This window comes from Mesomycoplasma moatsii, from assembly GCF_045276915.1.
Lineage (GTDB): Bacteria > Bacillota_I > Bacilli_A > Mycoplasmatales > Metamycoplasmataceae > UBA710.
Window position 1 is genome coordinate 532937 of sequence record NZ_CP174166.1, and the last position, 12731, is coordinate 545667.

General features: G+C 24.4%; 14 protein-coding genes. 11 read left to right on the plus strand and 3 right to left on the minus strand.

Going from position 1 to position 12731, the window contains the following annotated elements; all coding sequences use genetic code 4:
* The first annotated feature begins 196 nt into the window (after positions 1–196).
* The 10 genes from rpmG to yidC all read left to right on the plus strand — a co-directional run bounded on the left by rpmG (position 197) and on the right by yidC (position 7777).
* Entirely contained in the window at positions 197–337 is a 141-nt protein-coding gene (gene rpmG / locus ACJA28_RS02595; protein ID WP_022934622.1) for a 50S ribosomal protein L33, read from the plus strand.
* Positions 337–576, plus strand: a complete 240-nt coding sequence (gene secE / locus ACJA28_RS02600) for a preprotein translocase subunit SecE (RefSeq protein WP_022934623.1) — start codon at positions 337–339, stop codon at positions 574–576. Before rpmG ends, secE begins: the two co-directional genes overlap by 1 nt.
* 1 nt (position 577) lies before the next feature.
* Positions 578–1156, plus strand: coding sequence for a transcription termination/antitermination protein NusG (gene nusG / locus ACJA28_RS02605; RefSeq protein ID WP_022934624.1), 579 nt, complete (start codon positions 578–580; stop codon positions 1154–1156).
* 10 nt (positions 1157–1166) lie between these two features.
* A complete protein-coding gene (locus tag ACJA28_RS02610; protein ID WP_022934625.1) occupies positions 1167–1691 on the plus strand; it encodes a signal peptidase II in 525 nt (174 codons plus the stop codon).
* A gap of 12 nt (positions 1692–1703) precedes the next feature.
* On the plus strand, positions 1704–2762 hold the full coding sequence (locus ACJA28_RS02615; protein ID WP_022934626.1) for an amino acid permease: 1059 nt from the start codon (positions 1704–1706) through the stop codon (positions 2760–2762).
* A 110-nt stretch (positions 2763–2872) separates the two neighbouring features.
* On the plus strand, positions 2873–3193 hold the full coding sequence (locus ACJA28_RS02620; RefSeq protein ID WP_022934627.1) for a hypothetical protein: 321 nt from the start codon (positions 2873–2875) through the stop codon (positions 3191–3193).
* 140 nt (positions 3194–3333) lie between these two features.
* Positions 3334–4806, plus strand: coding sequence for a hypothetical protein (locus tag ACJA28_RS02625; protein WP_027121747.1), 1473 nt, complete (start codon positions 3334–3336; stop codon positions 4804–4806).
* Between the two features lie 108 nt (positions 4807–4914).
* Positions 4915–5058, plus strand: coding sequence for a 50S ribosomal protein L34 (rpmH, locus tag ACJA28_RS02630; protein ID WP_022935595.1), 144 nt, complete (start codon positions 4915–4917; stop codon positions 5056–5058).
* Positions 5059–5061: 3 nt separating this feature from the next.
* Positions 5062–5388 (plus strand): ribonuclease P protein component, encoded by a 327-nt coding sequence (gene rnpA / locus ACJA28_RS02635; protein ID WP_022935594.1) that lies wholly within the window; start codon positions 5062–5064, stop codon positions 5386–5388.
* A 4-nt stretch (positions 5389–5392) separates the two neighbouring features.
* The gene (gene yidC / locus ACJA28_RS02640) at positions 5393–7777 is read left to right on the plus strand and encodes a membrane protein insertase YidC (protein ID WP_022935593.1); all 2385 of its coding nucleotides are present in this window, start codon (positions 5393–5395) and stop codon (positions 7775–7777) included.
* Positions 7778–7796: 19 nt separating this feature from the next.
* On the opposite strand, the gene rsmA is transcribed toward yidC, so the two are convergent.
* The 3 genes from rsmA to mnmE are packed head-to-tail and all read right to left on the minus strand — an operon-like array spanning position 7797 to position 10690.
* Positions 7797–8582, minus strand: coding sequence for a 16S rRNA (adenine(1518)-N(6)/adenine(1519)-N(6))-dimethyltransferase RsmA (rsmA, locus tag ACJA28_RS02645; RefSeq protein ID WP_022935592.1), 786 nt, complete (start codon positions 8580–8582; stop codon positions 7797–7799).
* A gap of 6 nt (positions 8583–8588) precedes the next feature.
* A complete protein-coding gene (locus tag ACJA28_RS02650; protein WP_022935591.1) occupies positions 8589–9362 on the minus strand; it encodes a TatD family hydrolase in 774 nt (257 codons plus the stop codon).
* A 2-nt stretch (positions 9363–9364) separates the two neighbouring features.
* Positions 9365–10690, minus strand: coding sequence for a tRNA uridine-5-carboxymethylaminomethyl(34) synthesis GTPase MnmE (mnmE, locus tag ACJA28_RS02655; protein ID WP_022935590.1), 1326 nt, complete (start codon positions 10688–10690; stop codon positions 9365–9367).
* Positions 10691–10805: 115 nt separating this feature from the next.
* On the opposite strand from mnmE, the gene ACJA28_RS02660 reads away from it, so the two are divergent.
* Positions 10806–12698 carry a leucine--tRNA ligase gene (locus ACJA28_RS02660; protein ID WP_022935589.1) on the plus strand — a complete coding sequence of 631 codons (1893 nt, stop codon included), beginning with the start codon at positions 10806–10808 and terminating at the stop codon, positions 12696–12698.
* Positions 12699–12731: the final 33 nt, after the last annotated feature.

Consider the following 12731-nt stretch of genomic DNA (forward strand, 5'->3'; position numbering starts at 1 on the left):
TTCGCTAACATTCATATTAAAATAATAAAAAGATACTTTAAATGGTATCTTTTTATTATTTGTGTATCTTTTAATAAGTATCAAATAAATAGTTATTTTCAAAATACTATAAATTCAAAATCATAAGTAAAATTCTTTGGTTATATAACTTTTTCTTATTATTTTGAAATATAATAAATTGAAAATAGGAAATATTATGAAGAAAAAAATTGCTTTAGCCTGCGAAGTATGTCACAGTAAAAATTATTATGAAAATAAGTCTAATGACCAACGCTTAATAAAAAATAAATTTTGTAAAAATTGTAATACTCATCAGATACATAAGGAAGAAAAATAATGGAAAATAATCAAGAACAAAATAATAAAAATAATAATTTTGAAAAAACTCCTAATAAAGAAAAGGCTTATCCAGTTAGAAATTTTTTTAAAGAATTAAAAAGAGTTTCCTGACCTACAAGCAAAAAAAACTATAAATATTTTTTTTGAATATTTGTGTTTATAATATTTTTGATTGCATTTTTTGCTCTTATATCTTGAGGAGCAAAAGAGATTTTAGAATCAATAGGAGCTAATTAAAATGAAAAAAGAATGATACATGATTTCAATAATTACAGGGAAAGAAAAAAAGATTATTGAAAGTTTAAAAAATAAAATTGAAACAGCTAATATGCAGGACTTATTTGGGGAAATCAAAGTGTTTTGAATTCCAACAATTAGTTCTAAAGAAATTATAAAAAAAGCTCAAGGTAAAGAATATAAAATCAAAGAAGATAATTTATATAAAGGTTACATTTTTATTTTTATGGAAATGACTGATGAAGCTTGATTTTTAGTAAGAAATACAGAATATATCACAGGTTTAGTAGGATCAAGTGGAGGAGGATCAAAACCAACACCTATTTCAAATAGAGAATTTGAAAAAATGTTAAAAAGACAACAAGAAAAAATTGAAGAATTTAATTCAATTGAATATAAAAATCCTTATCAAGAAGGTGTCATGGTTAAAATTAAAGAAGGATCATTTAAAGACGAAAAAGGAAAAATTGTTGAAACAAACTTTGAAAATCTAGTTGCGGTTGTAGAAATTGTAACTTTTGGTAGAAAAGTTCCTGTTGAATTTCCTTATAGTAACTTGCAAATAATTAAAAAAGATTAATTGATTTTGTATGAATTTTATTCAACATAGATGAAAAATTTTCTGTAACTATATTATTGACAACAGAAAAACTATAATTGTTAATTATTTAATTTTTTTAGTTTCAATAACTATTTTGTTAATAATTGATTTAGTTTGCAAACACACATTATTTGATTCAAATAATTTAGGAAGTATTAAACACGAAAATTGATTATTTGGAATAAGAAGTGTTAAAAACGAAGGATTAACTTTCTTACCTTTTTTAAAGGCTAATGATATATTGTTAACTTTTTTCAATTTTGTAATTATTACTTCTTGTATCATCTTAATTATTTTTTTAAAATCACATTGATTTGCTGTATTTATAGGATTTATATTTTCAGGAGCTTTAGGTAATACAATTGATCGTTTAGCATTTGGTTATGTAAGAGATATTATTTATTTACCTTGAGCTGATAATGGAACATTTAATTTCGCTGATACTGATGTAATAATTGGTTGTATAGGAACTATAATAACAATGCTAACAATTTACATTAGAAGAAAAGATTAAAGGAGCTTTAATTTGAATCAAACAACAAGTAGAAAAATTAGTTTTTTTGCTGCTTTATCGATATGTTTTACTTCAATTGTTGGTATTGGAATATTTTTAAAGAATGCTTCAGTTGGTAAAAATGTTGAAGGTAATGGAATATCTTGGTTAATGACTTGAATTATTTCTGGTATTTTAGCCATTCTACTTGCTTATCATTTTGGAAGAATATCTCGAATAGAATCTAAAAAAGGTTTAACAGGATTAAATGCTTGAACAAACGAAATTGCAGATAAAAAAAATAATTGATTTAAAAAAATAGTTTCAGTTAATTACGGTTTTTTTTATAATCCTATTCTAACACTATGTTTATCTTTCTTTTGCACCGAGTTTTTAATTGATTTTTTTAAAATAGCAATTAATGAAAATATTCATGTCGATATATGAATTTATGTTTTAATTTCTTTATCTTTAAATATTTTCTTTATTTTAAATAATTATTTTTCAGTTAAGTTTAGTGGGCATATTTCAATAGTAACTTCTATTATAAAATTTATTCCTTTATTAATGGTTATTTTTATAGGATTAATTTTCGCAAATTCACATAATTTAGATTCAACTACAACAAATGGATTTAAAGAAAACATTTCTTTTAGTAAAGCGATACAAGGAATTATGCTATCAATTCCAAGTGTATTTTTTGCTTTTGATTCATTTGTAGGAGTTGGTGCTTGATCAAAAGATATTAAAGGAGGAGAAAAAACTGTTCCCAAAGTAATTATTACAGCTATGATATTAGTAACAATTATTTATTGTTTAGTTTGTTTATCTTCAATATTTCATTTTAATCCAAATAAAGATGGTGAAGGAACAACAATTCTTAATGTTTTGATTGATTCGTTGCCTATAAATGTTAAAAAAGGAATTACTATATTTATATCATTAACTATTTTCATTTCTGCTTTTGGGACTTCAAATTCTATCTGCGGAACTTCAATGAATGAATTTAAAAATTTAATTCTTCACAAAAAACAATTTTTTCAAATCTTTTATCTATTAAGTTTGGTATTAAAAAAGCATCTTTATTTTTAGCGCTAATTCTTACTGGATTTTGATCATTAATTATTTTTATTCCATCTATTATTATTAATAGTGATGCAATTATTGACGGATTTTCAAATATAGTTGTTATTTTCGCTTTTATGATTTATTCATATTTAATTTTTTTATTTTGAAAAAAAGAAAAAAAAGAATTTAAAAATAAAACTCTAAATTCTATTATGGTTTGAATTACTATTGTTGGTGTATCAGTAATTGTTTTTTTAAATGTATTTTATGTTTTTTTAAATGGAATTGAAGATTGAGACAAATCTTCAACATGAGGTTTATTGTTGACAGGAAAAAATTATTCATCAATTCAAAATTTAGATGTATTAATTTTTTATATTGCTTTTAGTTTTGTATTCTTTTCGTTTCCATTTATTAATTATTGAATAGTACAAAAGCAACGCAAAGTTATGTAAAATAAGTTTAGTTTTCTTGTATCAAGTTTTTTTAATATCAATTAACTTGTTCTTTTTTATTTTCTGCTAAAAAAAAAAAAAAGATATTTTTATTTAAAATTTATAAATATACATTATTTTTTTAATTAATGGTTTTTACAATGAAAAAAATGAAAATAACAAAATTTTTATATTTATTAATTCCAACATCAGTTTGTTTTTTAACTCCAAATTTTGTTGTTTCTCATTCTTTCAAAAATAATTTAAATCAAAACAATTCAGATGAAAATGCGTTAAGTAATAATAGTGGCATTATTTTTAAACAAAATTCAATTGATTTAACTGAAGCTAAATTTAATGATTGAAATTATATTAATAATATCAATCAAGAGTACAATGATGATTGAAGCAAAAGAGTTTATGATGTTGCAATTTCTTCGGTTGGATCTTCTAGCTTATTCAGCTATCAAAATACATATAATGGAGATGTTACTGATTCATCATCTTCTGTTGGAATTCCTTCTAACCCAAAAGAAACTATTTTTAGTTTATTGTTAGATTCTATTGATTGAGAGCAAATGTTTCCTGGTGATATTGAAAGCAAAAATCTATCTCAAAAAAATTGTTATTTTGTAATAACAGATGCTCCTGTTTTAGGAATAAATGGTGGTTTTTTACTAAATTATAAATTATATTTAAAACAAGTTGAAAAAATTAAAGATAATGAAGGTCAATTAAATACAGTTATTTCTCAAAATAAAGAAGTTTTAATTAAATCAAATACACTTATACTAAAAGGATTTAAAACATATACTAAAGACGATCCTAAATGAAATAATGCAAATATAAATTTAAGAAAAAATGTTTTTTCTTATAATGATTTACCTTTTAAGCTAAATGATAATTTTCAAGACTTAGCAACTAGAGAACAAACAAATATCTTAAATAAAGCTATAAAAGACAATTGAACTTGATTTTTTGAAATTAAAAATGGTGTTTATTCAATAAATACAGATGAACAAGATATTTTTTTGAGTTCTCTTGAAAAGTTTCAATCATATTTTAATAATGTTATAACAGGCGTTACCAAGGTAGATACTGTTAATAATAAAATAGATTTCTATGTTAACTATGTAGAAAAAATTACATATAGTGCAGGGGTTGTTGATATTCAAAATACTAGCAGCCCTAAATTATTTACTATTGATAATTATTTAATAACTCCAAAAAAAGGAATGGAGTTAACACAAATTATAGGTATTGCAATGTGTCTTGGTGGGGGGGTTTTATTATTGATTGCAATGATAATTTTATTAGTTAAAAAGTCAAAAGTGAAAGAAGAAGATATTAAATTTAATACCATAACTGGAATTGTTCCGAGCGAATATACAAATTATATAATTTCACCCAACACCCAAAACATAGAGCAATATCAACAAAATCATTCTCCATATTTATTGCAACATAATTATGAAGATAACAACACATATCAAATGCAATTAGAAGAAATGCCTTCTCAACCACAATTAGAAAATTTTTATCAAACCGAAGAAGAGCAATATGAAAATTATGAAACTGAACAATTCGATAATCCAGAAATTACAGAAGAAATAAATTATGATTCTAAAGAGTAAGTAAACTAAACTTTAAATATTAGAATGTCTCTATCTATTAAAAAAAGTAATTTTTTGGTAAAATGATATATACCATTTTTATTTTTAAATATATGAAAGGAGCTTTTAATGAAAAGAACGTATCAACCAAACAAAAGAAAGCATATAAAAACACATGGTTTTCGTGCTAGAATGGCAACAGCAAGTGGAAGAAAAGTATTATCAAATAGAAGAGCTAAAGGAAGAGCTCGTTTAACTGTGTCAAGCAGATAAAAAATGAAAAAAGAAAATATTCTTAAAAAAAATTTAGAATTTCAAAAAGTTATTAATACCAAAAAGCAATTAATTAACAAATATCTAATTTTTTATTATGAAAGTTGCGATCAATTCAAAATAGGTATTTCAACTCCAAAAAGATTTGCAAATGCTGTTAAAAGAAATTTTATTAAAAGGCAAATTAAATGAATTTTCGATTCTTTTATTAATTATCAAGACATCAAAAATAAAATTGTTTTAATTGTTCGCAAAGATTTCATAAATCTTTCAATTGAAGAAAAGAAAAAACAAATAATAAAAATGTTTAACAAATTAAGACAAGGTTAACAAAGTGGGAAAATCAGATAAATCTAATAATTCAAATAAAGACAAAAAAGATAATATATCTGGTTTTAATAATCAAAAAAGATCAAGTAAATTTGATGATCTAACAGGAACATCTAATTTAAGACCTAATTCTCCAAATGGAAATAGTTTAACAACCAAAGAAAAAGCTAAAAAAATATGAAAATGAGTAGTTATTGCCATTTATCTATTTTTAGCAGGGTTAGGTTTTACAGGATTAATACAATCTTGTGTTTTAAGAACATCCTCAACTGTAGGGGCGGGGGTTGAATTATATAATAGTAGAAATGATGTGGCTCCTTATGTTAATACTTATAAAATCTCAGAAAAATCAAAAGAAGAAATTGATTATTACTTAACCGAGGAAGAAGAGATTAAAAGAGGGGATAATGAAGCTGCTCAAAAAGTCAAAGAAAACCCATATTTAATTGGTTCTCCAAAATTAGATAATTTTGGCAATATTAAAAAAGTAAAAACAAAATATTATGTAATTGACCAAAAAGCAAAAGAAAATTTTTTAACAAATAAAACAACAATTCATGAATTAAAAGATCAATTAAAAACAATTTATGACATTTATGGTAAAGAGCACGCAGAAAAAATTAGTGATTATTATGGTGTTTATGATAATTATTCATCGTCATTAAGAATTTTAGGAATTGATAATGTTGCTTTAAGTAATTCTTCATCTTCAAAAATAAGTGGTAGTGTTGATAATAAAGGATTATTACAAGGAGATAAGAACAATAACTTTATCTTTATGAATAACAAAATCATTAATTATTTAAACACTAATGGTTTAGCATACATTAACCAAAACGATTGATACAATATTAACTTTTTTGTTCTAAGAAGACCAACAGATTGAAATTCATTATCGAATAGTCAAAAAGATTTTTACGGAACAGGAATTACTAATTTATCAAGTGCATTTATTGCATACGAAAATATTAATTCTCAATGAATTAAAGTAGAACAAATTGGTGGACAATATGTAACAAAAGACGCAAATGGTGATGGAATTATTGATAGCGATGAATATGTAATAATTACAGATCCAAATAGAATTGCTAAATTTAGGTATGCGCTTGAAGCAGAAGTAGTTTCAATTAGTAACGAAGATGCAGCTACTGCAGGTTTATTAAGTTCAGAAGCTTATGCTCGTGATTATTTACAATCTTTAATGAATGTAGCAGTTAGATTTCCGCAAATTAATGATTTCTATCAAAGTGTTTTAGGTAATGTAGATAGTGTAACTGAATCAAACTCACGCGTTATTTTTGATAACCTTTCAAAAGAAAAATTAAAAGGAATTGTTTCTTCAAATACTAGAAATAATCAAAAAGCTATTGATGATAGTAAATTATTTACACTACAACAAAAAAACGCAATTTTAACTTATCAAAATGAAGTAACCTCTTTAATGACAAAATTAGGTTTTGGAATTAGAAAGCAAGTGTATTCTGACGAAAATTCTGAATACTATGAACCAAATAACAATAAAGAATTTAAAGTTGAATTTCTACCAACAACTAAAAATAAAAAAGATATTGTTATTGGTACTGGTTCTGCTGCTCAAAAACCAATAACTTCATGAAAAGATTCTTGAAGACTAGGACCTTTTTATGGACTAATTGTTTATCCATTATCATTTATGATCAATGGAATGATGAATCCAATGCCAAGTATGAATGGTTGAAGTGGAATTATAGCTATTGTTATTGCTATTTTGGTAACAAGGGTTATTGTTACATTATTCACATACAAAACATTGTTCTCAACTCATAAACAACAGCAATTGAATCCAAAAAAAGCAAAAATTGATGCTAAATATGAACCATTTAAAGGTAATAGGGAAATGGAACAAAGAAAACGTCAAGAACTTGCAAAATTGTATAAATCACATAACATATCAATGATTGATCCAATTAAAGCAATGTGTATTTCAATGCCAATATTTATTTCTATTTGAAGGGTTGTGCAAGGAATTCCTGATATTAAATCAACAACTTGATTGGGAATTCAATTCTCACTAACATCATGAAAAGAACTATTTGGCGGCGCCTGGCAGTATTTACCTCTATTAATTATTGCAGCAGCAACGCAAGCAATTTCTCAATTACTACCAAGAATTTTAAATAAAAAACGAATGAAAGAACGGGCTAATAAAGCAGAAATTGCAGCTCTTAAAAAATCAAACAAAACTCAAAACATTGTAATGATTGTCTTTATTGTGATGTCAGTTATTTTTGAAGCTGGAGTTCAAATCTATTGAATTGTTGGTGGATTATGACAAATAATGCAAACATTAGCTGTTCATCACATTGTAAAAAGTAATTGATATAAAACGAAGGGATACAAATATGTATAAAATCACTAATCAGGTGATTTTATTTTTGTTTATTAATTTCTTCAAAAATATTAATTATCAATTCTAAATCTAACTCTTCGGGACGAACCAATAAATTTAATTGATATTTGTTGCAAATATTTTCAAATTTTTCTCTATTTAATTGATTTAAACTTTTAATATTATTTCATAATGTTTTTCTTCTCATTGAAAAACATTGTTTAATAAAAGCAAGTAAATCATTATAATTAAAATCATATTTAATTTTTGTTCTTTTTAAATGAATGACACTAGACATAACTTTAGGTTTAGGTCAAAATGCAGAAGGCAAAACATCAAAACAATATTTTGCTTCATAAAATAATTGTGTTGAAGGAGATAATTTTGAATATTCACTTGTGTTAGGTTTTGCACAAATTCTTTGCGCAAATTCTTTTTGCACCAAGAGAATTACATTTTCAAAATTTTCAAAATAATTAAAAATCTTAAAAATAATATCTGTCGAAATATTATAAGGAATATTAGAAATAATATTAAAATCTTTAAAATTAGATAAATCAACTTTTAAAAAGTCATCATTAATAATTTCAATATTTTTAATGTCACAATATTTTTCTCTCAAATCATTAAATAAATTTCGATCAATTTCAAAAGAAACAACTTTTTTTGCTTTTTCAATCAAAAAATCAGTTAAAGCTCCTTTACCAGGACCAATTTCAATTATTTTTTTATTTTTTATATCAATAATGTTAGCAATCTTACTTAAAATTTTTTTATCATTTAAAAAATTTTGACTAAATCTCTTTTTAGCATAATTTTTTTTCATAATAAGTTATTTTATCTTTAAAAAACATTTCTTAACATTATTGTGAATATTATCTAATAATTCTTCAACACTAATGTTTTTTAGCATAGCAATAAAATTTGTAGTTTCAACAACAAATTCAGGTCTATTAATTTGCCCTCGATAAGGGGTTGGAGCTAAATAAGGAGTATCTGTTTCACAAAAAATTAAATCTAAAGGAACAATTTTTGCAGCTTCTTGCATATCTTTAGCATTTTTAAATGTAACAATTCCAGAAAACGAAAAATATACACCTAAATCTACATATTTTTGAACATAACTTTCTCCAGAAGAATAGGAATGAAGAATAAAAATTAAATTAGGATATTTATTTCTATATTTTTTAATAATTTCATATGTATCCTCATGTGCATCTCTAGAATGAACTACTATAGGTATATTATTTTTTCTTGCTATTTCAATTTGTTTAATAAAACATTTTTTTTGCATTTCTTTTGAAGGAGTATTATCATAATGATAATCAAGACCTATTTCACCAATACCAACAACATTTTGGTCAACTAATTGTTCTAATTTTTCAATAATTTCTTCGTTTCAAACATCATTTGGATGAATACCAATAATAGGGAAAACATTTTTATGTTTTTGTGCTAATTCTTTTGCTTCAACACTATTTTTTAAATCTGTTCCAACAACAAACATTTTTTCTACGCCTTTTTCAAAACTATTTTGAATTATTTCGTCTTGATTATTAAAATATTCTTTAAAAGGATGACAATGTAAATCAATATACTTTTTCATATTTATTTTCCTAAGCAAAAATTACTAAATATACTATCTAACAATTCTTCTTTATCAACTATACCTAAAATTTCTTTTAAGGCTTCTCATGCTTCATGAAGATCAATAACAACAACATCATAAGTAAAATTATCGTTAATTGATTTATATCCATTTTTTAGAGCGTGTAAAGCTTTTTTTAAGCATGAAGTTTGTCTTTGATTAAATGATAAATTGGATTTTTTCTCACTTTCACCATTAATAAGCAAGTTAGTTAAAGCTTTATTAAAGTTATCTATCTTTTTATCTTTTGATGAAATATAAATTTTATCCTCATCTTGCTCTTTAACTAAATCCATTTTATTCCACAATTGAAGATATATGTTATTTTTTGCTTTTTCTTGTATTTTAAAATCAAAATTATTCAAACCTTTTGTAGAATCAATGACATGGACAATTACATCACTAATTTCAATTTCTTTTCAAGCTTTTTCTATTCCTATTTTTTCAATTTCGTCTTTTGATTCTCTAATTCCTGCAGTATCTTTAAATTTTAAAATAAAGTTATTAAAAATAATTTCTGATTCAACTATATCTCTAGTTGTCCCAGGAATATTAGTTACAATAGATTTATCATCGTTTAAAATGGCATTCATTAATGATGATTTTCCAGCATTTGGATTTCCAACAATTGCAATTGAAATTGGTCTAATAAAAACTTGATTATTTTCTGAAATATTGACTATTTTTTCTAAGCATTCAATTAATTCTTTTAATTTATGATTAAATTCTTTATTATCTAAAATTGGTATATCATCATATTCAGGATAATCTATATTTATTTCGCATAATCCGATTAAATATTCAAGATCTTTGATGAACAAATTTATTTTTTCTTCTTTATCTTTATTGAATGAATTAATTGCAATTTCTTGTTGTTTGGAAGTCTTAGCATTAATTAAATCATTTATTGCTTCAGCCTTAATTAATGATATTTTTCCATTTAAAAAAGCTCTTCTTGTAAATTCTCCATGATTAGCTTTTCTAACACCCAATGATAGAATTAAATCTAATATTTGTTGAGTTACAACAATACCTCCATGAGCATTAATCTCAATAGTTGTTTCACCAACAAAATTATCACTACCTATAAAAAAACTTACAAGGACTTCATCAATTATTTTCCCATCTAAATTTTTAATAAATCCATATTGAATAGTTTTATTCTTACCTATTTTTCCTGTAAATATTTGTTTAATAACATCTAAAGCATCAGAACCAGTTATTCTAATTATTGATATAGCTTGGTTAACATAACCACTTGAAATTGCTGCAATTGTATCCAACATCTTAATAATTTTATTATAAGAATCTTAAAAAAAATTCAACTAAAAATTTAATTCCGACCATGTATGTATACTTTGAAATTTAAAATATAGTGTATATAATATAATTTTTATGTGTATGTATAACCATAACAAAATTGAAAAAAAATGACAAAAGTTTTGATTAGAGAATAAAACATTCAAAACAACTAATGATAAAAATAAAAAATTCTATGTTTTGGATATGTTTCCTTATCCATCAGGCTCAGGATTACATGTTGGTCATCCTGAAGGTTACACTGCAACAGATATCATTGCTAGATATAAAAGATTAAATAATTTTGATGTTCTTCATCCAATAGGATGAGATGCTTTCGGTTTACCTGCTGAACAATATGCAATTCAAACAGGTAATAATCCAGCAACATTCACAGAAAAAAATATTAATACTTTTAGAAAACAATTACAATCATTAGGTTTTTCTTATGATTATGACAAAGAAGTTAACACAACAGATCCTAAATATTACAAATGAACTCAATGAATTTTTGCACAAATGTACAAACAAGGTTTGGCTGAAATAAGAGAAATTGAAGTAAATTGATGTGAAGGATTAGGAACGGTTTTAGCTAATGAAGAAGTAATTGATGATGGTAATGGAAATAAAGTTAGTGAACGTGGCGGATTCCCTGTTATCAAAAAACCGATGAGACAATGAGTATTAAAAATTACTAATTATGCAGATAAATTATTAGAAGGTTTAAATGAAGTGGATTGACCAAACTCGTTAATTTCTTTACAAAGAAACTGAATTGGTAAAGAGATTAAAGATGGAAAAATAACATATCATTTGAAAGATTGAGTTTTTGCTCGTCAAAGATATTGGGGGGAACCATTCCCAATTGCTTTTGATAAACATAATAATGTACTACTAATTGAAGATTTAGTTGAATTACCAATAATGGAAAATATTAAACCTTCTGGTACTGGAGAATCTCCTTTAGCAAATAATAAAGAATGAATAAATTTTGAAAAAGAAGGAAAAATATATCGAAGAGATTCCAATACCATGCCTCAGTGAGCAGGATCGTCTTGATATTATCTAGCTTATATTTTAAAAAATGATGATGGTTCTTATACTCCATTAAATTCACAAGAAGCATACAAAAAATTTGAAAAATGATTGCCTGTCGATCTTTACATAGGTGGTCAAGAACATGCTGTATTACATCTTTTATATGCAAGATTTTGACATAAAGTTTTATATGATCTTAAAATTGTTCCTACTAGCGAACCTTTTTATAAATTGGTTAATCAAGGAATGATTCTTGGGACAGATAATCAAAAAATGTCTAAGTCAAGAGGAAATGTTATCAATCCAAACGAAATTATCGAACAATATGGAGCAGACACTTTAAGAGTATATGAAATGTTTATGGGTCCATTAACTGATTCAAAACCTTGAAACACAAATACTATGGAAGGAACAAAAAAATGATTAGATCGTGTTTGAAGATTATTTGAAAAATTCTTTAATAAAGAATTAATTCTAGAACAAAATTTTGAAGATGAAGAAATTGAATCAATTTATCATGAAACAATTAAAGAAGTCACAAAAAATATTGAAGAATTAAAATTCAATATTGCAATCTCGAAAATGATGGTATACATTAATTATATTTATAAATTAACAAAAATAAATAACATTAAATATTTAAAAGATTTCTTAATTCTACTTAATCCTTTTGCACCACACATAAGCGAAGAATTAATGGAAAAAATTGGATTTGAATTAATCACAAATCAAGAATGACCAAAATTTGATGAGTCGAAAATTTGTCAAAAAGCAATTGTAATTTCAATTCAAGTTAATGGTAAATTAAGAGGAACAATAGAAATTAATGAAAATGCGACTGAAGAAGAAATTAAAAATCTTGCTATTCAAGTTGAAAATGTTTCTAAATTTATTGATGGAAAACAAATTAAAAAATATGTTTACATTAAAAATAAAAATATCAACTTTGTTATTTAATTGGGTTTATATATTGTTAAGTAAGAAAGATTT